Here is a 21,830-nt window from a genome sequence, read left to right as displayed (position 1 = left end):
CGGTTCACCTTCGCTATCTTCCGCTCCGCCGAATTACACATTGTGGATAACTTGTGGATAGTTAACGCATAACTCCGCCGCAGATGTGGGCGGATGCGGTGGCTCTGTGAGTGAGGGAACCTCACCAGCATCCGTCACAACCCCAGTAGATACGCGGAAATCACACCCGCCCCACAACTCACACGCGTGTAGTTTCCAGCCGCCGACCGGAAGTTGGGGAGTTATCCACAGTTTCCACACTGGTTAACACCATTAATTCTTTCTTCATTGTTTAAGGGTCGACAACCTTGAGCAGGTCGGCGGTCGCGCCGAACGAGTGCGCGGCGGGTGCGGAACTCGGGCCACGGGTGGCCAGAGGGCAGGCGCTAACATGGTCAGGATCTATGTCCGCCCATCGACAGGGGTGAAGCACGTGAAGTTTCAGGCCAATCGGGACGTCTTCAGCGAGGCTGTTTCGTTCGCTGTCAAGCTTCTTCCGCAGCGAACCACCCTGCCGATCCTGAGCGGTGTGCTCATCGAGACCAACGACACCGGTCTCACCCTCTCGTCATTCGACTACGAGGTCTCGGCCAGAACCGAGATCACCGCTGACATCGAGGAGCCGGGCCGCATCCTCGTCTCGGGCCGTCTTCTTGCCGAGATCGCCAGCAAGCTGCCGAATGCACCGGTGCAGTTCTCCACCGAGGAGTCGCACATTCTGGTCAAGTGCGGCTCCGCCAGCTTCACCCTGCTTTCCATGCCGGTCGAGGAATATCCGAGCATTCCCGAGATCAGTGAACGCTCCGGTCTCGTGCCGGCCGAAGACTTCTCGGCCGCTGTCTCGCAGGTCGGCGTCGCGGCCTCACGCGACGACGTCACCCCCGTGATCACGGGCGTTCAGCTCGAGATCGGCGACAACCGCATCGGCCTGGTCGCCACCGACCGTTACCGGGTGGCCGTACGGGAGATTGACTGGGACGGTTCGGATGGCGGCATCACCGAGGCAACCGCCCTGGTTCCCGCGCGCACCCTGCAGGAGATCGGCAAGACGCTCGGCCACGGCGGCAACATCTCGGTCGCCATCACGAGCAAGGACGACCGCGAGCTCATTGCCTTCACGGCCGACAAGAAGACCATCACGTCGCTGCTCATCAAGGGCAATTTCCCGCCCGTGCGCCGGTTGTTCCCCGACACCGTCGACAACTACGCCGTCATCAACACCGGCGAATTGATCGAGGCCGTGCGTCGCGTCTCGCTCGTGCTTGAGCGTGAGGCTGCGCTGCGCTTCAGTTTCAGTGCGGATGGCCTGACTCTCGAGGCCATCGGCAGCGAACAGGCGCAGGCATCCGAGAGCATTGACGCGTTGCTCACCGGGCAGGACATGGTCGTCTCGCTCAAGCCGCAGTTCCTCCTCGACGGGCTGGGTGCCGTGCACTCCGAGTTCGTGCGGATCTCGTTCACCAAGACCGACAATCCGAACAAGCCGGGCCCGGTGCTCATTACAAGCCAGACGTCGAGGGAGCAGGCTGGCAGCGACAGCTACAAGTACCTGCTGCAGCCCAACCTGTTGCTGCGCTGACGATTCGTTCAGCGCCGCGGTTAGCACTCAGCACAACGACACGAAGAAGGTTTCAGTCATGCACATCGGTCTCGTGGGTCTCGGCAGAATGGGCAAGAACATGCGTGCCCGCCTGGAGAACAAGGGAATCGAGGTCACCGGCTACGACACCAACCGCGATGTGTCGGATGTCGCGGACCTCGCTGCGCTCGTCGCCGCGCTCCCTTCCCCCCGCACCGTGTGGGTCATGGTGCCTGCCGGAGCGATCACCGATTCTGTGATCACGGAGCTCGAGGGCCTGCTCGAGAAGGGCGACCTCGTGATCGACGGCGGCAACTCTCGCTTCACGGAGGACTTCAAGCACGCCGAACTGCTGGCTCCGAAGGGCATCGATTACGTCGACGCCGGCGTCTCCGGCGGAATCTGGGGGCTCGAGAACGGCTACGGCCTCATGGTCGGCGGCAGCGCCGAGCAGGTCGAGCGTGTGATGCCCGTGTTCGACGCGCTGCGCCCCGACGGCCCTCGCGACGAGGGCTTCGTGCACGTGGGCGAGGTGGGCGCGGGCCACTACGCCAAGATGGTGCACAACGGCATCGAGTACGCCCTCATGCAGGCCTACGCCGAGGGTTACGAACTGCTCGACACGCGCACCGACATCATCAAGGACGTCACGGGAACGTTCAAGGCGTGGCAGCGCGGCACGGTTGTTCGCTCCTGGCTGCTCGAGCTTCTGGTGCGTGCGCTCGAGCAGGATCCGGAATTCGAGCACATCGAGGGCTACGTGCAGGACTCCGGTGAGGGCCGCTGGACCATCGAGGAGGCGCTCGACAATGCGGTACCCGTTCCGACCATCAGCGCGTCGATCTTCGCGCGGTTCGTCTCCCGCCAGGAGGATTCGCCGGCGATGAAGGCCGTCGCAGCCCTGCGCAACCAGTTCGGCGGCCACGCGGTCAAGGCGGTCGACTAGCCGCGATTGGGAGACGAGCGATGCGCATCGTGCACCTCTCTCTTGCAGACTTCCGCAACTATGAGCGGGCCGAGGTCGCGCTCGAGCCCGGGCCCAACCTGTTCGTCGGCCGCAATGGGCAGGGCAAGACCAACCTCGTGGAGTCACTGGCCTACCTGAGCACGCTCGCATCGCATCGCGTCTCGAGTGACGCGGCGATGATCCGCCAGGGGCAGGATGCCGCCGTCGTGCGCGCGCTTGCGGAACACGCCGGCCGCGAGTTCCTCGTGGAACTGCAGCTCAACCGGTCTGCGCCGAACAGGGCCCAGGTGAACAGGGCGGCGATCAAGCCTCGCGATCTGCCACGGTACGTGAGCACCGTGCTCTTCGCGCCGGAAGACCTCGCCCTCGTGCGCGGGGAGCCCGGTGTTCGCCGGCGCTTCGCCGACGAGCTGCTCGTGCAGAGAAACCCGCGGCTCTCGGGTGTGCTCGCCGACTACGACCGTGTGCTGCGGCAACGCAACACGCTTCTGAAGTCGGCACGCGCATCCGGTGTCAAGGCGCAGAATCTCAGCACCCTCGACATCTGGGACGACCGCCTCGTGGCCCTCGGTTCTGAGATCATCGACGCGCGTCTCGAGCTTGCGAGGCGCCTGAGTGAACCGCTGAGTTCGGCGTATCGTTCGGTCGCCGGCGGCGAGCACGGGCCGCGCATCGGCATGCTCTCGAGCATCGGCGACGACTCGGATCTCGACACTACCGAGGGGGCATTCGACCTTCAGCGAGGCGATACCGCCGAAACCTTCCGCACCGCGCTGCCCGGGCTGCGGGCCAAAGAGCTGGAGCGAGGCGTGACCCTCGCCGGCCCGCATCGCGACGACCTCCTCTTCGAACTCAACGGCCTGCCCGCGAAGGGCTACGCCAGCCACGGCGAATCCTGGTCGTTCGCGCTCGGGTTGCGACTGGCATCCGCTGAGCTTCTGCGCGAGGACTCAAGCTCGGGCGACCCTGTGCTCATTCTCGACGACGTGTTCGCCGAACTCGACCAGAACAGGCGCCGCATGCTGGCGTCGGCCGTACAGGGCTACCGCCAGGTTCTCATCACCGCGGCGGTCTTCGACGACGTGCCAGAGCAACTGCGGGCGCACACCGTGCACATCGAGGCCGGCCGCGTGATCGAAGCCCGCCGCGTGATCGAAGCAGGTGGCGCGGTGGGCGACGAGAGTGACCCTGACGCTGCTGCTGGTGTCGGTAGTGAGAAGAGAGCAACGGATGTCTGAGCACCGCGATCCCGCCGGCGGCGACCCGGCCACCGAGTCCGCCGCGGTGTACCTGCGCTTCAAGGCCCTGTTCGGCGGAACGACGAGCCGGGCGGCGGGGCGGCGCCGGCGGCGAGTGGAGCCGAACGAATCGGTACCGTACGGCGTCGGCCGCGACCCGCGCGGTCTCGGTGACGTGGTCGACGACCTGACGAGTGAGCTCGGCTGGAACTCGCCGCTCGCCCGGTCGGAGGTCATCGCATCCTGGCCAGACCTCGTGGGAATGGAGACGGCGGCGCATTCCGAGCCGGTCGGCATCGACAACGGGGTTCTGACGGTGAGCTGCGCCTCGACCGCGTGGGCAACGCAGCTGCGGATCATGCGCGGCGAGCTGATGAAGCACATCGCGCTGCGGTTTCCCGAGGCGGGCATCGAGTCCATTCGTTTTCGCGGGCCAGACGCCCCTTCGTGGAAAAGAGGACCCAGAGCGGTTCCAGGGCGTGGTCCACGCGATACCTACGGTTGAGAAGACAAATTCGGTCAACCATCCACAGAAAGCGGCTCAGAGGGCCGTTTGTGGCCGTTCCCCAACCGATTGCTTGGTAGACTGGGAAGGTCACGAATTGTGCGGTCAGGAGCCTAATTTCATATGACAGCGGAACCAAGCAACGCTCTTCCCGAAGACGCCGAAACGGCCGTCGAGAACACCCAGACTCCGAGCGCTGCTCCGGCCGAACGCGCACACGTCGAGCACAGCTATGGTGCGAGCGATATTCAGGTTCTCGAGGGTCTCGAAGCGGTGCGCAAGCGGCCCGGAATGTACATCGGCTCGACCGGGCCGCGTGGCCTGCACCACCTTGTCTATGAGATTGTGGATAACTCGGTCGACGAGGCTCTTGCGGGCTTCTGCGACACCATCAAGGTGACGATCAATACCGACGGCAGTATTCGCGTCATCGACAACGGCCGCGGGATTCCGGTCGATCCGCACCCCGTCGAGAAGATCTCGACCGTCGAGGTCGTTCTCACGAAGCTGCACGCCGGCGGCAAGTTCGGTGGCGGCGGCTATGCGGTATCCGGTGGTCTGCACGGCGTCGGCAGCTCGGTGGTCAACGCCCTCTCGACGCGCTTCGAGGTCGAGGTGCGCCGGAACGGGTATTCGTGGAGCATGGACTTCGCCAACGGGGTACCGAATCGGCCTCTCGAGCGCGGCGAAGCGACCGACGAGACCGGCACAATCATCACCTTCTGGCCCAACGCCGACATCTTCGAGACGACAGACTTCGACTACGAGACGCTGCGCACCCGGTTCCAGCAGATGGCGTTTCTGAACAAGGGGCTGCGCATCATGCTGCGCGACCTTCGCGCGCCCGAGGAGGGTGAGGACTCGCGGGTCGAGGAGTTCTTCTACGAGCACGGCCTCGTCGACTACGTTCACTACCTCAACAACCTCAAGAAGTCCGAGGTCGTGCACGACGAGATCATCTCGTTCGAGTCCGAGGACACCGACCGCAAGATAGCGCTCGAGGTGGCCATGCAGTGGACCACCGCGTACTCGGAGAGCGTGTACACCTACGCGAACACGATCAACACGCACGAGGGCGGCACGCACGAGGAGGGGTTCCGCGCGGCGCTGACGACGCTGGTCAATCGCACGGCGCGTGAGCGCGGCATCCTCAAGGAGAAAGACGAGAACCTCTCCGGTGACGACGTGCGTGAGGGGCTGACAGCGGTCATCTCGGTGAAGCTGGCGGAACCGCAGTTCGAGGGCCAGACGAAGACCAAGCTCGGAAACACCGAGGCAAAGGCCTTCGTGCAGAAGATCGTCTTCGACCAGTTGGGCGACTGGTTCGCACGAAACCCGAACCAGACCAAGGAGATCATTCGCAAGTCGCTCTCGGCAGCAAGCGCCAGGCTCGCGGCCCGCAAGGCCCGCGAGACCGCCAGACGCAAGGGCCTGCTCGAGTCGGGCGGAATGCCCGGCAAGCTCAAGGACTGCCAGTCGAAAGATCCGACGGTCTCCGAGATCTTCATCGTCGAGGGTGACTCGGCCGGCGGCTCGGCCGTGCAGGGCCGAAACCCCGAGACGCAGGCGATCCTGCCGCTGCGCGGAAAGATCCTGAACGTCGAGAAGGCGCGTCTTGACCGTGCGCTGAACAACAATGAGGTTCAGGCGATGATCACGGCGTTCGGCGCGGGGATCGGCGAGGACTTCGACCCCGCGAAGGCCCGGTACCACAAGATCGTGCTCATGGCCGATGCCGACGTCGACGGCCAGCACATCACCACGCTGCTGTTGACGCTGCTCTTCCGTTACATGCGCCCGCTCATCGAACTCGGTTACGTCTACCTGGCGCAGCCGCCGCTGTTCCGGTTGAAGTGGAGCAACTCGCCACATGAGTACGTGTACTCGGACGCGGAACGCGACGCGCTGCTCGTGGCCGGGCAGGCGGCGGGCAAGCGCATCCCGAAAGATAACGGAATTCAGCGCTACAAGGGCCTTGGCGAGATGGACTACAAGGAGCTCTGGGAGACGACCATGAGCCCCGAGACGCGCACGCTGCTTCAGGTCACGCTCGACGACGCCGCGGCTGCCGACGAGATCTTCGCCACGCTCATGGGTGAAGACGTGGAGTCGCGTCGCAGCTTCATCCAGAAGAACGCGAAAGACGTGCGCTTCCTCGACATCTAGGTGACGCGGGCTGAGGAGCGCGACGCGCGTCTCGAAGCCCGACATCCGTGATGACCTCCAACTGAACATCTGGGTTTCGAGATGGCCCTTTGGGCCTCCTCAACCCGCTGGTACCAACGAAGAGAAGAACTGATGGCAGACGACACGAACAACGCCGACGAGCACATGGAAGCCGCGGAAGAGGGCGGCACCTCGAGGTACGGAGTGCACGGCCGGATCGACCAGGTCGACCTGCAGCTCGAGATGCAGCGGTCGTACCTCGACTACGCGATGAGCGTCATCGTCGGTCGCGCGCTGCCCGAGGTGCGTGACGGCCTCAAGCCGGTGCACCGGCGCGTGATCTACGCCATGTTCGATGGCGGTTACCGGCCAGACAAGGCGTTCTCGAAGTGCGCGCGCGTCGTGGGCGACGTGATGGGGCAGTTCCACCCGCACGGTGATTCGGCGATCTATGACGCGCTCGTGCGTCTCGTTCAGCCGTGGAGCCTGCGCTACCCGCTCGCGCTCGGGCAGGGCAACTTCGGCTCGCCCGGCAACGACGGTGCGGCCGCCCCGCGATACACCGAGACGAAGATGGCCCCGCTGGCACTCGAGATGGTGCGGGACATCGACGAGGACACCGTCGATTTCATCGACAACTATGACGGCCGCACACAGGAGCCGTTCGTTCTGCCGAGCCGGTTCCCGAACCTGCTCGTCAACGGGTCAGTCGGCATTGCGGTCGGCATGGCCACCAACATTCCGCCGCACAACCTGCGTGAGGTCTCCGAGGGTGCGCTCTGGCACCTCGCGAACCCGGATGCCACCCGTGAGGAGCTTCTCGCCGCGCTCATGCAGCGCATCAAGGGCCCCGACTTCCCGACCGGCGCCCAGATTCTCGGCGTCAAGGGCATTCACGACGCGTACACCACCGGCCGCGGCTCGATCACGATGCGCGCGGTCGTCAGCGTGGAGGAGATCCAGGGCCGCACGTGCCTGGTCGTCACCGAGCTCCCGTACCAGGTGAACCCGGACAACCTCGCCATCAAGATCGCCGAGATGGTCAAGGATGGCCGCATCTCCGGAATCGCCGACATCCGCGACGAGACGTCGGGCCGTACCGGCCAGCGGCTCGTCATCGTGCTCAAGCGCGACGCGGTCGCCAAGGTGGTGCTGAACAACCTCTACAAGCACACGCAGCTGCAGGAGAACTTCGGCGCGAACATGCTGGCCATCGTCGATGGCGTGCCCCGCACGCTTCCGCTCGACGGCTTCATCACCGCGTGGGTCGACCACCAGATCGAGGTGATCGTTCGGCGCACGCAGTTCAGGCTGAAGAAGGCCGAGGCCGAGGCTCACATTCAGCGTGGCTACGTGAAGGCGCTCGACGCTCTCGACGACGTCATTGCGCTCATCCGACGTTCCCCCACGGTGGACGAGGCTCGTGAGGGTCTCATCGCGCTGCTCAACATCGACCAGTTGCAGGCCGACGCCATCCTCACCATGCAGCTGCGACGCCTCGCTGCGCTCGAGCGACAGAAGATCATCGACCGGCTCGCCGAGCTCGAGCTCGAGATCGCCGAATACCAGGCGATCCTCGCCGACCCGGTTCGCCAGCGCACGATTGTCAGCGATGAACTCACGGAGATCGTCGACAAGTTCGGTGACGACCGCCGCACCGAGATCATGTTCGGCTTCGACGGCGACATGTCGATGGAAGACCTGATTCCCGAAGAGGAGATGGTCATCACGGTCACCCGCGGTGGCTACATCAAGCGCACGCGCAGTGACAACTACCGATCCCAGCACCGCGGCGGCAAGGGCGTGCGCGGTGCGCAGCTGCGAGCGGATGACGTGGTGGAGCACTTCTTCGTCACCACGACCCATCACTGGCTGCTCTTCTTCACGAACAAGGGCCGTGTCTACCGTGCCAAGGCGTACGAGGTGCAGGAGGCCGGCCGCGACGCGAAGGGCCAGCACGTCGCCAACCTGCTCGCCATGCAGCCCGACGAGGAGATCGCCGAGATCCTCGACATTCGCGACTATCAGGCCGCGACCTACCTTGTGCTCGCCACGCGAGACGGGCTGGTGAAAAAGACCGCGCTCGAGGAGTACGACACCAACCGCTCCGGGGGCATCATCGCCATCAAGCTGCGCGAGGAGGACGAGCTCGTCGCAGCCCTTCTCGTGAACGAGGATTCGGATGTGCTGCTCGTGTCGCACAAGGGCATGTCGATTCGCTTCACCGCGTCCGACTCCGCCCTGAGGCCGATGGGGCGCTCGACGTCTGGCGTGATCGGGATGCACTTCCGTGGAGACGACAGCCTGCTCGCGGCATCCGTCGTCAGTGATGACGGGTACGTGTTCGTCGTGACCGAGGGCGGCTACGCCAAGCGCACCTCGGTGGAGCAGTACCGGCTTCAGGGGCGTGGCGGCCTGGGTATCAAGGTGGCCAAGCTGAGCGAGGATCGAGGCGACCTGATCGGCTCGCTGATCGTTGACGCAGAGGACGAGGTTCTTGCGGTTCTTGCCAGTGGCAAGGTGGTACGCTCTGCCGTGGCCGAGGTTCCTGCCAAGGGCAGGGACACCATGGGGGTGGTCTTCGCGCGGTTCGCCGACAACGATCGGATCATCGCACTGGCCAAGAACAGTGAACGACCCCTGGCCATCGAATTGGACGAGCAGGAGCAGCCGGAGGGCGAGCTGCCGAAGGAAGAGACCACAGATGAGCAATAGCGTCGCCGAGAAGCTGGCCCGAAAGTCGACGACCCGAAAGCCGAACTCGAAGCAGGTACGGCTGAAGCTGGTCTACATCGACTTCTGGTCGAGCGTGAAGCTGGCATTTCTTGTGGGGCTGTGCCTGGCGATCATCGCCATCGTCGGCATGTTCCTGGTCTGGACCATGCTCAACCAGTTCGACATCTTCGACAAGCTCAACAGCGTCTTCAAGGACATCTCGGGCACATCGGGCAGCGATTTGAAGTCGATTCTCAGCCTGGGCCAGGTCATGGGATTCTCGATCATCGTCGCGATTCTCGACATCGTCGTGGCAACCGTGCTCGGCGCCGTCTTCGCCCTGCTGTACAACCTCAGCGTGAAGATCACGGGCGGTCTGCTCGTTGGTTTCACGAACAACTGAATTCGCAAGTAGGGCACGGGTCAGGTAGTCTTCTATCTGCCCAATCGGGGATATAGCTCAGGCGGTTAGAGCGCTTCGCTGATAACGAAGAGGTCCGAGGTTCAAGTCCTCGTATCCCCACGGAATTGATTCCTGGCGGCGCCGGTCCTCGGCCGGCGCTCGCTCGCTCCGGCGCCATTCACGCTGTCGCCTTCGCTAGGATCGATACGCAGGGGGCCATAGCTCAATTGGTAGAGCGCCTGCTTTGCAAGCAGGAGGTCCGGGGTTCGATTCCCCGTGGCTCCACCAGATCACGTGAACGAAGCGGATGACGAAGAAGGCGGCACCCGCGCGGGTGCCGCCTTCTTCGTGTACGGGGTTGCGCCCGCGATTAGCGCTACTCGAGGTTGCCAGGGGTGCTCGGATCGGCCGCCGCAGCGATCGGCTCCTCGTCATCGGCCACCCAGAGCTCGTCGTCGGCACGGAAGGTCTGCCACACCGCGTAAGCGAGCCCGATCGCGGCAACCGCGGCCACGCCGAGCGCAATGAACGTGCCGGCGCCCGGGCCCGACTTGGTGACCTTCTTCTTGGCCTTGCCCATGCGGTCGACCGCGGCCTTCACCCGGGTGTCCTTCGCGATGTCGGCGACCGACAGCGCGGTTCCCAGCGCGGTGCCCACGGCCGGGATCACCGAGCGCTCTATTGTGTGACCGGCGCGCTGAGCGAGGTCACGAGCATCCGAGACGCGCGGGCGAACGTAGTTGTCGTACCCCTCACGCAGCCGGGGGCTCACCTCTTCTCGCGTGAGGTGCCCGAGCTGCTGCCGTGCCTCGCGCGCAACGGTGTTCGCGCGATCCATGACTGCCTGCTGCTGGCCCCACAGCTCTTCGGCGCTCGCGCGCAGTCGCTTGAGTTCCCTCTTGCGCTTGCGTGTCAGACTCATCCGAACCTCCATTGCGTCGTATGGCGAACGCATCCATCTTGCCACCATTGCCCTGAGAGCGCCCGCGAGCTGCGCGGAACTCGGGCACGCACCGCCCGTGCAAGAATTGAACCCATGTCCAAGCACACCGCCGTCGCCACGCTGCACACCAACTACGGAGACATCAACGTCAACCTCTTCGGCAACCACGCGCCGAAGACGGTGAGAAACTTCGTCGGCCTCGCCACGGGTGAGATCGAGTGGACCCACCCGCAGACCGGCAAGAAGAGCAACGACCCGCTCTACGACGGCGTGGTCTTCCACCGCATCATCCCCGGCTTCATGATCCAGGGCGGCGACCCGCTCGGCCAGGGTGTCGGCGGCCCGGGCTACCAGTTCGACGACGAGATCAACCCCGAGCTCGACTTCACGAAGCCGTACATTCTCGCCATGGCGAACGCTGGAATCCAGGGCGGCCGCGGCACGAACGGCTCCCAGTTCTTCATCACGGTGGGCCCGACCACGTGGCTGCAGGGCAAGCACTCCATCTTCGGCGAGGTGGCCGACGACGAGTCGCGTGCGGTGGTCGACAAGCTGGCGAACCTGCCGACGGATGCGCGTGACCGCCCTCTCGACGACGTTGTGATCGAGTCGGTCAGCGTCGAGAACGTCTGACGGCGACCCGAGGACCACTGCGTGAGAACGGGTCGCACGACGTGAGCCGCGCTGAGGAGAGTGCCGACCACTGCTACCGGCACCCGAACCGGCAGAGCTTCGTGCTCTGCCAGCGCTGCGGCCGCACCATCTGTCCCGAGTGCCAGACACCCGCCGCCGTTGGTGTGGTCTGCCCCGAGTGCATGCGCGAGCAGCGGGCGAACGCGCCGCGCACGAAGCCGCAGGTGCTCACCCGGGTGAAGCGGATGTCGGGCGCTGGCGCGCCCGTGGTCACCTACACGCTGATCGCCATCTGCGTGGTGGTCTACATTCTGCAGTTCACCCCCGGCATCGGCGGGAACGTGACTCAGGCGCTGCAGTACGCGGGTGCCTACTCAGACCCGGTGCTGTTCCAGCCGTGGCGCATGATCACGAGCATCTTTGCGCACGCATCGATCCTGCACATCGGCCTGAACATGTATACGCTCTGGATCTTCGGCCAGGTGCTCGAGCCGCTCATCGGCAAGGGCCGCTACCTCGCCCTGTTCCTCATGAGTGGCTTCGGCGGATCGCTCGCAGTGCTGCTGCTGGCCTCGCCGTTGCAGGGGGTGATCGGCGCCTCGGGCGCGATCTTCGGAATGATGGGGGCGTTCCTCGTCATTCAGCGCAGACTGGGCGGCAGCGCGACGCAGCTGCTCATTCTCGTGGGCATCAACCTCGTGATCAGCTTCATACCCGGATTCAACATCGCCTGGCAGGCGCACGTGGGCGGACTCGTGGTCGGCGCCATCATCGGGCTCATCTATGTGGAGACGAGACCGCGATCTCGGCGGCCGCTGCAGATCGGCCTGATGGTTGCGCTCGGCGTGGTTCTCGTGGTGGCAAGTCTGTGGCGGGTGTTCGCGTAGGGTGCGACTGGGTTTCGAGACGACCGCTTCGCGGTCTCCTCAACCCGCGTAGGTGAGTTTCGAGACGACCGCTTCGCGGTCTCCTCAACGAGCGTAGGTGAGTTTCGAGACGACCGCTTCGCGGTCTCCTCAACCCGCCTTGGCGAGTTATCCACAGGGTTATTCACACTGGGGAAAGTTACACCGGTGTAATTGGCACTCGTTTGGGGTGCGTGTGGGGGACGCGGCTCAGCGCCACCGGGTCGTCATGAGGAAGCCGATGAAGGCGATGCCGAAGCCGATGAGAATGTTCCAGTTCTCGAGAGCCGGAATGGGGTATTGGCTGCCGCTCAGGTAGTACACGATGATCCACGCCAAACCGAGCAGCATGAAGCCGAACATGACGGGCTTGAACCACACGGGATTCGGGAGGTCCTCGCGCGAGCGGTTCTCCGTTGAAGGGCGCTCGGGCTCGTTGCGTGACTTGGTGCGTGCCATGGCCCCGAGTCTATCGGTTCGCGTCGCCGTTAGGATTGGTCGCATGACCGACCCCCGCGAGCCGAGCCCCGGCGCGGGCGAGCGCCGCGCGAGCGCACGACTGAGCGTTGTCGGCCTGATCGGCGAACTGCTCATCACGGCGGGCGTTCTCGTCGCCCTCTTCCTCGGCTGGCAGCTGTGGTGGAACAACGTGGTGTCGTCGAGCGCCCAGGAACGAGCCGCCACCTCGCAGAGCGAGAGGTGGCTCGAGCAGGCGAGGGCGGAGCCTGACGCGAGCGGGCAGGCGCCGGCGCCATCCGATAACCCGAACGCCGGCGGCACGACGGGCGGCACTGTGAGCACCGACCCTCCCGTGATGAAGCCGGCCGGGCTGTACCAGCCCTTTGCCGTGATCTACGTGCCGCGGTTCGGCGACGAGTGGCGGCGCGTGGTCAAGGAGGGTGTCAGCGCTCCGCACGTCCTCAACAGCGAGCACTCGGGCATCGGCCACTACCCCGGCACTCAGATGCCCGGGCAGGTGGGCAACTTCGCGATCGCCGGCCACGTGAACGGGTACGGCAACGCGTTCATCGACATGTCGAAGCTGCGGCTCGGCGATCGCATCTACATTCAGACGAGCCAGGGCTGGTACACCTACCGGTTCCGCGACTATGAGTACGTGCAGCCCGACGCTGTCGCGGTTCTGCTGCCCGTGCCGCGCGAGCCCAGCACGGCGCCCGAAGACCGCCTCATCACCATGACGACGTGCAACCCGCCGTTCCACTCGGGCGAACGGCTCGTGGCCTACGGCGTCTTCGAGTCGTACCAGCCCCTGACCGCCGGTGCGCCGGCCGAGATCGCGGCCCACGTGGCCGCTGTTGGAGGATAGTAGATGTATGCGGCGCTCTGGCGCGTGCTTCCCGGGCCGGTGTGGGTGCGCATCCTCATTCTCATCGTGCTCGCGGCACTCGTTCTCTTCGCCCTCGTGACCTGGGTGTTCCCCTGGGTCGACTCCATGATCGCCACGCAGGAAGACACGGTGAGCGTATGACACGCGTGCTCGTCATCGACAACTACGACAGCTTCGTCTACACGCTGAACGGCTACCTGCATGAGCTGGGAGCCGAGACCGACGTCATGCGAAACGACGCATTTTCTGCAGCGGATGCCGGTGAGACGCTCTCGTCGTATGACGCCGTGCTGCTCTCACCCGGCCCCGGCAAGCCCGCCGACGCGGGAGTATCGATCCCGCTCGTCGTCGCCGCCGTCGACGCGGGGACGCCCCTACTCGGCGTGTGCCTCGGTCACCAGGCGATCGCGGAGGCCTTCGGCGCGACCGTGACGAACGCCGAGGAGCTCATGCACGGCAAGACGTCGCTCGTGGAGCATGACGACGGGCCGTTCTATGAGGGAGTTGCGCAGCCGTTCACGGCCACCCGGTATCACTCCCTGGCCGTGGTCGACGGCACCGTGCCCGACGTGCTCGAGGTCACGGCGCGCACGACCGCCGGCGTGATCATGGGGCTGCGGCATCGTGACGCGCCGATTGAGGGTGTGCAGTTCCACCCGGAGTCGGTGCTGACCGAGGGCGGGTACCAGATGCTCGGCAACTGGCTCGAGTCGGCTGGACTCGCGGGTGCCGCGGCCGCAGCCGAAGGGCGCACGCCGCTGGTGCGGCTGAGCTGAACGCGGGGTTGGCGGGGGCGGGGTTCGAGACGTGGCCTTCGGCCACCCTCAACCCGCGGTCAGGTCGACTCAACCCGCGGTCACGTCAGCCGGTGCAGTACGTGAGCGTGACGGTCGAGCCCTGTGGCACCTCGCCGGGTGCGAGTGACTGCTGCGAAACGGTTGCCTGACCCTCGGCCGGGCACGAGGGATCTGACTTCGGGATTGCCGTGAGCTGCAGATCCGAGCCCTGCAGTTTCTGCGTGGCATCAGAGACGCTCAGGCCCGTCACGTCGGGCAGCAGTACGGTGCCGCTCGAGACGACGAAGTTGATGACGTCGTCTTTGTGCGCCTTCGTACCCTGCGCCGGATCCGTCGACATGACGATGCCGGCGACGATGGTGGGCGAGTCGACCCGATCGACCTGGCCGGGCGTGAAGCCGGCGGTGGTGATCGCGGCCTGCGCGTCATCGATGCTCATGTTGCGCACGTCTGGCACGGATGCGGTCTTCGTGCCGCTCGAGACGTAGACGGTGACCGTCTCGCCCTTGGTCATGATGGTGCCGTGCCCGGGGTCACTGCGTGTGACCTGCCCCTCGGGCGTCTTCGCGCTGGCCTCGGCAACGCGTTCCGCCTTCAACTGCACGGCCTTCAGGCTCGCGACGGCCTCGTCGTACGTCTTGCCGACGAGCGTCGGCACACGGCGCGAGGTCTCGGGCAGAGTGCTCGTGGGCGCCTGGCTGAAGAACCACGAGAGAACGGCGATCACGATGACGGCGACCACGGCGATGCCGGCCCAGATCCAGACGACGGGCGGCCGGTGCTGGGTGTGTGACATCGTCTCGTCGTCGGTGAGCTGGCGCAACGCTGCCTGCGGGCTGGCGATGGCGCCGGTCGGCGCGCCGAAGAGGGTGTCTTCGAACTCGTCGTGCTCCTTGTGCACCGGCACGTGCCCGGAGCCGGCCGACTCGACATCGTCGCGGAACTCGGCGGCGCTCTGGTAGCGCAGCGAACGATCCTTGATGAGTGCGTGCGCGACCACGACGTCGAGTGCGGGCGAGACCTTGGGGTTGATCGAGCTGGGCTTGGCCGGCGTCTCGCTCACGTGCTGGTACGCGACGGCGACGGCGGTGTCGCCACGGAAGGGCGCTCGGCCCGTGAGCATCTCGAAGAGCACGACGCCAGCGGAATAGAGGTCGGTGCGCGCATCCACCGACTCGCCCTTGGCCTGCTCGGGGGAGAAGTAGCTGGCGGTGCCGAGGATGGCCGTGGTCTGTGCCACGGTCGTCGATGAATCGCTGATGGCGCGGGCGATGCCGAAGTCCATGACCTTGACCTGGCCGGCGCGCGTGATCATGATGTTGCCCGGTTTGATGTCACGGTGCACGACGCCGGCGCGGTGCGAGTACTCGAGGGCGGTCAGGATGCCGGAGGTGATGCGCACCGCCTCGGCGGGGTCGAGCGGGCCCTCGGCGATGATGTCGCGCAGAAGCCGCCCCTCGACGTATTCCATGATGATGAAGGGCAGCTGCATCTCGCGCCCGTCCGGCGTGAGGATGGTCTCCTCGCCGGCGTCGAAGACGCGCACGATGGTGGGATGCGCCATGCGCGCCGCGGCCTGAGCCTCCTGCCGGAAGCGGGTGCGGAACGCGGGGTCGACCGCGAGGCTCGGCTTGAGCAGCTTGACGGCGACCGTGCGGCCAAGGCGCGTGTCGGTACCGCGATGCACGTCGGACATGCCGCCACGACCGAGAAGCTCACCGACGAGGTATCGCCCTGCGAGCAGGCGGCTTTCATCGGTCACGTATGCACTCCCGGTCGGTCTGATGTCGTCTCGAGTGTATCGGGCCGATACTGGGTGTCTGCTATGGGGCCGGTGGCTCCGTCGACCCCGGCGTCACGGTGATCGACGTTGCCTGTGACTGGGGTGATTGCACCGAGCCCTCACCGCAGTACACGGTGTATGTGAACGAGTGCTTCGTGCCCGTGGTGTCGGTCGCGGGGACCACCCACGTCGTGGTCGGCGTCTTCACCGGATCCTGCGCGGTTCCATCGACGTAGAGCGAGTGCCCGTTGACGGATTGGCCGGCGGGGCAGATGCCGTTTCCAAAGGTCACGGTCACCGTATCGCCGGGTGCCGGCGTGGCGTTATCGACCGTGGGAGTGTCACCAGGCGCATCCGGTGTGACGTGATCGCCGAAGACGTAGAACGTGATGACCGCCGTCTTCTTGACGTTACCCGTCGGATTCACGTCGTACACCGTGCCCGGCTTGTCGTCGGGGCCAGCCGCCTTTCCGACGTTTCGCGTCGGTGCCGTGACCATGCCCTTCGAGCTCAGGGTGGCGGACGCGACCTCGAAGGTCGTTCCGACGTAGTCGTCCTTGACGATGTCGACGAGGTCGCTATCCGGAGTCGCCTTCGGGGTGTCGACCGGTGTCTTCGGAGTCTTCACGGTCTGCTTGTCGCTTGTCGGCGGCGGCGTGACCGTGCCCGACTGGGTGACCAGGGCGATGATGGTGCCCGCCAGAACGATGGCGAGCAGGGCGATGAGGGCGATGAGGGGCCAGGTCCACGGGCTGCGCTTCTTGGTGGTGGTCGGCGCCGGAGTGGTTGCCGCGCCTGCCGCGGCGCCTGCCCCCGCGCCGATGGCGGCGGTGACACCGCCCGCGCCGAGAACGGTCGTGGCCTCGGTCGCGGCGCCCGGGCCGGGCATGAGCTGGGTCGCCGCGGTGGCCGCCACTCCACCAAGGATGGCCGGGACCGCCCCGGCGGCGGCCTGCACGTCGCCACGTCGCAGCGCCTGCGCGGCGCGCGCGAGGTGGGCGGAGGACGCCGGGCGATCCGCCGGATTCTTGGCGATGCACGAGAACACGAGGTTGCGCACCGGCTCGGAGACGGTGACCGGAAGGTCGGGCGGCGCCTCGTTGATCTGTGCCATGGCGATGGCGACCTGGGACTCGCCGGTGAACGGCCGGCGCCCCGCTAGAGATTCGTAGGCGACGATGCCGAGCGAGTAGATGTCGGTCGACGGCGATGCCGGGTGGCCGGAAGCCTGCTCGGGCGAGAGGTACTGCACGGTTCCCATGACCTGGCCGGTGGCGGTCAGGGGCACCTGGTCGGCGATGCGCGCGATGCCGAAGTCTGTGATCTTCACCCGGCCGTCCGGTGTGATGAGCAGGTTGCCTGGCTTGATGTCGCGGTGAACGAGGCCCGCGGCGTGCGCCGCGTGCAGGGCTGCCGCCGTCTGCGCGACGATGTCGAGCACCTTGTCGGTGGAGAGAACGTGCTCGCGCTCGAGGATGGTGGAGAGGGCCTCGCCCGGCACGAGTTCCATCACGAGGAAGGCGCTGCCGTCTTCCTCGCCGTAGTCGAAGACGTTCGCGATTCCTTCGTGGTTCACGAGTGCGGCGTGGCGGGCCTCGGCGCGGAAGCGCTCGAGGAATCCCGGGTCACCCAGGTACTCGTCCTTCAGGATCTTGAGCGCGACCGTGCGCCCGATGACGCTGTCGGTCGCCTTCCAGACCTCGCCCATGCCGCCGATCGCGATGCGCGACTGCAGCTCGTATCGTCCCCCGAAGGTGAGCCCTGCTGTGGGTCTCATTTGCTAAGCACCGCCTCTAGTACTTTCTTCGCGATAGGCGCGGCAACCGTGTTGCCGACACCGCTTTGACCGTGTCCTCCGCCATTCTCAACAACGACCGCGATGGCGTACTGCGGGTTGTCGGCGGGGGCGAATCCCTCGAACCAGAGTGTGTACGGCTGGCCGGGGCCGTTCTCTGCTGTGCCCGTTTTACCGCCCACGCTGACGCCGTCTATTCTCGCATTACCGGCCACACCGCGATTGACGTCGTCGACCATCACGCTCGCGATGGTGTCAGCCGTCTGCGCGCTCGTCGCCTGGTTGAAGACGGTCGGGGAGAACGACTCCGTCGTCTCCAGATCGGCAGAACGGATGGACTGCACGAGGTTCGGGTACATCACCTTGCCGCCGTTCGCAATGCCCGCCGTCACCATGGCCATCTGCAGCGGCGTAGCCCGATCGCTCGCCTGACCGAACGCGCTCAGCGCGGTCTGCGGCTCGTTGTAGTCGTCGGGATAGCTGCTCGGTGTCACGGGCATGGGGATCTTCAGACTCTGGTTGAAGCCGAAGGCCTCGGCCTGCTTGCGGATCGTCTTGGTGCCGAGCTTCATTCCGAGTTCCGCGAACGGGATGTTGCACGAATTGATGAGCGCAAGGGTGATGGTGACCTCGCCGCCACCGACGCACGTGCCGAAGTTGTCGTTGTGCACGACCGAGTTGGTGCCGGGGAGGGGGAGCGTTGCGACATCCGGCAGCGTGCTGTCTTTCGTGAAGTCGCCGGTGCCGAGCGCCGCGGCGAAGACGATGGGCTTGAACGTGGAGCCGGGGAAGTTGAGGTCGCCGGCGATGGCCCGGTTCTTGAGGGGTGCGCCCGGGGCGGTCAGCAGCGACTGGTAGGTCTTCTCGACCTGCGTGGTGTCGTGGCCGGCCAGGGTGTTCGGGTCGAAGTCTGGCTTGGAGACCATGGCGAGGATCTTGCCGGTCTTCGGCTCGAGCATGACGACGGCGCCCTGCAGGTCACCGAGGGCATCGTAGGCGGCCTGCTGCGCCACCGGGTCGATCGTGAGTTCGACCGAGGCGCCCTGCGGGTTCTTGCCCGTGAGAATGGCGTTCACCCTGTCAAGGAACTGGGCGTTCGAGGTTCCGGAGAGCTTCTCGTTCAACGCGCCTTCGATGCCCGTCGGGGCGCCGTTGATGGGGAAGAAGCCGGTGACCGAGGAGTAGAGCGGCCCGTTGCTGTAGGTGCGCTGGTACCGGTACGAGTCGTCCGACGGCACCGACTGGGCGATGGGCTGCCCGGCAACGAGGATGGCGCCGCGCTGAGCGAGGTAGCTGTCCTGCCGCACGCGCTGGTTGCGGGGGTCGGCCGCGAGCGTGTCGGCCTGGAACACCGTGAGGATCGAGGTCGAGACGAACAGTGTGACGAACATGGCGAGCACGACGAAGCTCACGCGCTTGAGCTCACGATTCATGTCAGATCACCATCCTCGGTTGACTTCGTACGGTGTCGGAGAGCCGCAACAGCAGGGCCACGATGATCCAGTTCGCGACAAGCGAGGAACCACCCGCCGCCAGGAACGGTGTGGTCAGGCCCGTGAGGGGGATGACGCGGGTGATGCCGCCGACGACGATGAAGCACTGCAGGGCGAGGGTGAACGCGAGCCCGACTGCGAGCAGCTTGCCGAAGTCGTCCTGCCCGGCGAAGCCGATGCGCAGCCCGCGCGAGACGAAGAGAAGGTAGAGCGCGAAGATGGCGAACAGGCCGGCGAGGCCGAGCTCTTCGCCCAGGCTGGCCACGATGTAGTCGCTTTGCGCGACCGGCGTCGTCGCGGGCCTGCCCTCGCCGAGACCGGTGCCGATGATGCCGCCGTACGCGATGCCGAACAGCCCCTGCACGAGCTGGAAGCTGCCGCCGCGCGCGTTGTACACCTGCTGACTGAACGGGTCGAGCCAGTTCTGGAACCGGTCGCCGACGTAGGCGAGCACCTGGCTGGCGATGAGCGCACCACCCACGAAGAGGGTGAGTCCGAGCAGCACCCAGCTGAGCCGCGAGGTGGCGACGTAGATCATGACGAGGAACAGGCCGAAGTAGAGCAGGCCTGTGCCGAGGTCGCGCTGGAAGACGATGACGGCCATCGAGATGGCCCACAGCACGAGGATGGGCCCGAGGTCGCGCCAGCGCGGGAAGCGCATGCCGAGAACCTTCCTGCCCACCATCGAGAGCGAGTCGCGGTGCTGCACCAGGTAGCCCGCGAAGAAGACGGCGAGGGCGAGCTTGGCGATCTCGCCCGGCTGGAAGCTGAACGGGCCGAGAGCGATCCAGATGCGCGCGCCATAAACCGTGACGCCGAGCCCCGGGATCATGGGCAGCAGCAGCAGGATGACGGCGCCGAGACCGAAGAGATAGGTATAGCGCTGCAGGAACCGGTGGTTGCGCACGATGAGGATCACGGCGATCGCAATAGCGATGGCGATCGCCGTCCACGCGATCTGCTTGACCGACGCGCTGTCCCACCCGCTCTTATGCAGCTCGAGGTCGATGCGATAGATCTCGGCGATGCCGAGGCCGTTGAGCACGGTGGCGATGGGCAGAATGAACGGGTCGGCGTTCGGCGCGACAATGCGCATGGTGATGTGCAGGCCGATCACGAGCACCGACAGTGCGACGCCGAAGTAGAGGAGTGAGAAGTCCACGCGCTTGAGCGCACCGAGCTGCACCAGCAGGATCGCCGACGCGTTGATGAGGCACGCGACCAGCAGCAGCAGCAGCTCGAGGTTGCGCAGCTTGGCAGGCAGACGGATGCGGCCGGCCGCCTGCGGTGCGGCCTGGCCTGCCGCGGCGCCCTTCGCCGCGCGCGCGTTCTCAACTGCCGGGGGCATCGTTCAACTGCTCCACAATGTGTCTGGCGTGCGTCAGGGAGTCGGCGTTCATGGTCTGCTCGACCTGCTGGCGCTCGTACGGGCTGAGAGTGGAGACCGAAACGTCGGTCTCGTCGTACACGTGCGAGAGCGAGAACGGGCCGACCCCCTGCTGCACGCCCTGGTAGATGGCGACGTGCCCGTCGCTCACGCCCACGTAGTACCGCGTCTGCGTCCACTGATAGCCGAGGATTCCCGCCGCGACGAGGGCGGCGACCACGACGACGATGGCCACGAGCCAGGTGACGCGGCGACGGCGCGCCCGCCGAGCATCCTCTTCTATGAGCTCGTCGAGGTAGTCCTCACTCTCGGGCTCGAAGTGCGTGGGGCCGGCCGGCGGGCGCATGGGGTGCAGGCGGAGCGTCGGCAGGCGCAGCGCGCGGCTGCGGCCGAGCTCCTGCTCGAAGGCGAGGGGGGCCGCGGCGGAGCCGACCGTGAGGGGCTGCGAGCCGTGGGCGCCGGGCATCTGGTCGGCGATGTCGAGGATGACGACGGTGACGTTGTCGGGGGCTCCGCCGTCGAGGGTGAGCTGCACAAGACGCTGCGCGGCATCCGCTGGATTGTCTGTTGTTGCGAGGGCCGACTGGATGTCCTCGTGCTTGACGACCCCGCTGAGGCCGTCTGAGCAGAGCATCCAGCGGTCGCCCGGCTTCGTGTCGAGGCACCAGGTGTCGATCTCGGGAGAGGCGTCGACGTCGCCGAGCACGCGCATGAGCACGCTGCGCCTCGGGTGCACCATGGCCTCCTCCTCGGTGATGCGGCCGCTGTCGACGAGACGCTGCACGAAGGTGTGGTCGGTGGAGACCTGCTTGAGTTCGCCGTCGCGCAGCAAATAGATGCGCGAGTCGCCGATGTGGGCGAGCGCGATCTCGTCGCCGACCCGGGCGATGGCGCTCACGGTGGTGCCCATGCCGGTGAGCTCGGGATGCTCGAACACGGTCTCGGCGAGCTGCGCGTTGGCGGCGATGAGCGCGGCCTGCAGCGAGAACTCGGCCTCCTCGCCGCTCAGGTATTCGCGGTCGGCCTCGCGGATGCGCTGCAGGGCGATGGCCGAGGCGACGTCGCCGCCCGCGTGCCCGCCCATTCCGTCGGCGACGACGAACAGGTGAGCGCCGGCGTAGCCGGAATCCTGGTTGTTCGACCGGATCTTGCCGACGTGCGAAGCGGCGGCGGCGCGGTTGACCTCTGCCACGC

General features: G+C 65.9%; 19 protein-coding genes and 2 tRNA genes. 14 read left to right on the top strand and 7 right to left on the bottom strand.

Annotated elements, in window-relative coordinates; genetic code table 11:
• The first annotated feature begins 412 nt into the window (after positions 1–412).
• The 9 genes from dnaN to OSC27_RS10735 all read left to right on the top strand — a co-directional run bounded on the left by dnaN (position 413) and on the right by OSC27_RS10735 (position 9,840).
• Positions 413–1,558 carry a DNA polymerase III subunit beta gene (dnaN, locus tag OSC27_RS10775; RefSeq protein ID WP_267181456.1) on the top strand — a complete coding sequence of 382 codons (1,146 nt, stop codon included), beginning with the start codon at positions 413–415 and terminating at the stop codon, positions 1,556–1,558.
• Entirely contained in the window at positions 1,452–2,504 is a 1,053-nt protein-coding gene (gene gnd / locus OSC27_RS10770) for a phosphogluconate dehydrogenase (NAD(+)-dependent, decarboxylating) (RefSeq protein ID WP_267181733.1), read from the top strand. The genes dnaN and gnd overlap by 107 nt, the downstream gene beginning before the upstream one ends.
• Before the next feature lie 20 nt (positions 2,505–2,524).
• Positions 2,525–3,763: a DNA replication/repair protein RecF gene (gene recF, locus OSC27_RS10765; RefSeq protein WP_267181455.1), complete on the top strand. Its 1,239-nt coding sequence runs from the start codon at positions 2,525–2,527 to the stop codon at positions 3,761–3,763.
• Positions 3,756–4,268 (top strand): DUF721 domain-containing protein, encoded by a 513-nt coding sequence (locus OSC27_RS10760; protein WP_267181454.1) that lies wholly within the window; start codon positions 3,756–3,758, stop codon positions 4,266–4,268. The genes recF and OSC27_RS10760 overlap by 8 nt, the downstream gene beginning before the upstream one ends.
• A gap of 123 nt (positions 4,269–4,391) precedes the next feature.
• Positions 4,392–6,434, top strand: a complete 2,043-nt coding sequence (gyrB, locus tag OSC27_RS10755) for a DNA topoisomerase (ATP-hydrolyzing) subunit B (RefSeq protein WP_267181453.1) — start codon at positions 4,392–4,394, stop codon at positions 6,432–6,434.
• 165 nt (positions 6,435–6,599) lie between these two features.
• A complete protein-coding gene (gene gyrA, locus OSC27_RS10750; RefSeq protein ID WP_267181732.1) occupies positions 6,600–9,149 on the top strand; it encodes a DNA gyrase subunit A in 2,550 nt (849 codons plus the stop codon).
• Entirely contained in the window at positions 9,139–9,552 is a 414-nt protein-coding gene (locus OSC27_RS10745; RefSeq protein ID WP_267181452.1) for a DUF3566 domain-containing protein, read from the top strand. Before gyrA ends, OSC27_RS10745 begins: the two co-directional genes overlap by 11 nt.
• A 46-nt stretch (positions 9,553–9,598) precedes the next feature.
• Positions 9,599–9,672: transfer RNA gene (locus OSC27_RS10740), tRNA-Ile, on the top strand.
• Positions 9,673–9,764: 92 nt separating this feature from the next.
• Positions 9,765–9,840: transfer RNA gene (locus tag OSC27_RS10735), tRNA-Ala, on the top strand.
• A gap of 88 nt (positions 9,841–9,928) precedes the next feature.
• On the opposite strand, the gene OSC27_RS10730 is transcribed toward OSC27_RS10735, so the two are convergent.
• On the bottom strand, positions 9,929–10,474 hold the full coding sequence (locus tag OSC27_RS10730; RefSeq protein ID WP_267181451.1) for a hypothetical protein: 546 nt from the start codon (positions 10,472–10,474) through the stop codon (positions 9,929–9,931).
• A gap of 114 nt (positions 10,475–10,588) precedes the next feature.
• On the opposite strand from OSC27_RS10730, the gene OSC27_RS10725 reads away from it, so the two are divergent.
• On the top strand, positions 10,589–11,128 hold the full coding sequence (locus OSC27_RS10725; protein WP_267181450.1) for a peptidylprolyl isomerase: 540 nt from the start codon (positions 10,589–10,591) through the stop codon (positions 11,126–11,128).
• A 41-nt stretch (positions 11,129–11,169) separates the two neighbouring features.
• On the top strand, positions 11,170–12,015 hold the full coding sequence (locus OSC27_RS10720) for a rhomboid family intramembrane serine protease (RefSeq protein WP_267181449.1): 846 nt from the start codon (positions 11,170–11,172) through the stop codon (positions 12,013–12,015).
• A gap of 228 nt (positions 12,016–12,243) precedes the next feature.
• Here the strand turns inward: OSC27_RS10720 and OSC27_RS10715 are convergent, their stop codons facing one another.
• Positions 12,244–12,492, bottom strand: a complete 249-nt coding sequence (locus tag OSC27_RS10715; RefSeq protein WP_267181448.1) for a cell division protein CrgA — start codon at positions 12,490–12,492, stop codon at positions 12,244–12,246.
• 43 nt (positions 12,493–12,535) lie between these two features.
• Between OSC27_RS10715 and OSC27_RS10710 the strand changes: the two genes are divergently transcribed.
• Genes OSC27_RS10710 through OSC27_RS10700 form a run of 3 tightly spaced genes read left to right on the top strand, consistent with a single transcriptional unit; the run spans position 12,536 to position 14,157 of the window.
• A complete protein-coding gene (locus tag OSC27_RS10710) occupies positions 12,536–13,360 on the top strand; it encodes a class E sortase (RefSeq protein ID WP_267181447.1) in 825 nt (274 codons plus the stop codon).
• A 3-nt stretch (positions 13,361–13,363) separates the two neighbouring features.
• Positions 13,364–13,522 carry a hypothetical protein gene (locus OSC27_RS10705; protein ID WP_267181446.1) on the top strand — a complete coding sequence of 53 codons (159 nt, stop codon included), beginning with the start codon at positions 13,364–13,366 and terminating at the stop codon, positions 13,520–13,522.
• Complete coding sequence (locus tag OSC27_RS10700; protein WP_267181445.1) at positions 13,519–14,157, top strand: anthranilate synthase component II; 639 nt, start codon at positions 13,519–13,521, stop codon at positions 14,155–14,157. The genes OSC27_RS10705 and OSC27_RS10700 overlap by 4 nt, the downstream gene beginning before the upstream one ends.
• A gap of 85 nt (positions 14,158–14,242) precedes the next feature.
• Here OSC27_RS10700 and pknB read toward each other — a convergent pair whose 3' ends face one another.
• The 5 genes from pknB to OSC27_RS10675 form a co-directional block, all read right to left on the bottom strand.
• Positions 14,243–15,940, bottom strand: a complete 1,698-nt coding sequence (pknB, locus tag OSC27_RS10695; RefSeq protein ID WP_267181444.1) for a Stk1 family PASTA domain-containing Ser/Thr kinase — start codon at positions 15,938–15,940, stop codon at positions 14,243–14,245.
• Between the two features lie 61 nt (positions 15,941–16,001).
• Positions 16,002–17,738, bottom strand: coding sequence for a serine/threonine-protein kinase (locus OSC27_RS10690; protein ID WP_267181443.1), 1,737 nt, complete (start codon positions 17,736–17,738; stop codon positions 16,002–16,004).
• On the bottom strand, positions 17,735–19,189 hold the full coding sequence (locus tag OSC27_RS10685; RefSeq protein WP_267181442.1) for a peptidoglycan D,D-transpeptidase FtsI family protein: 1,455 nt from the start codon (positions 19,187–19,189) through the stop codon (positions 17,735–17,737). Before OSC27_RS10685 ends, OSC27_RS10690 begins: the two co-directional genes overlap by 4 nt.
• A gap of 1 nt (position 19,190) precedes the next feature.
• Positions 19,191–20,597, bottom strand: a complete 1,407-nt coding sequence (locus OSC27_RS10680; RefSeq protein ID WP_267181441.1) for an FtsW/RodA/SpoVE family cell cycle protein — start codon at positions 20,595–20,597, stop codon at positions 19,191–19,193.
• Positions 20,581–21,828, bottom strand: a complete 1,248-nt coding sequence (locus OSC27_RS10675; RefSeq protein ID WP_267181440.1) for a PP2C family protein-serine/threonine phosphatase — start codon at positions 21,826–21,828, stop codon at positions 20,581–20,583. Before OSC27_RS10675 ends, OSC27_RS10680 begins: the two co-directional genes overlap by 17 nt.
• Between the last annotated feature and the right edge of the window lie 2 nt (positions 21,829–21,830).

The sequence above is a fragment of the Microbacterium sp. STN6 genome (assembly GCF_026410545.1).
Taxonomy (GTDB): domain Bacteria; phylum Actinomycetota; class Actinomycetes; order Actinomycetales; family Microbacteriaceae; genus Root112D2.
The sequence above is the reverse complement of the archived record's forward strand: the minus strand, read 5'-3'. Positions and strand labels throughout refer to the sequence as shown.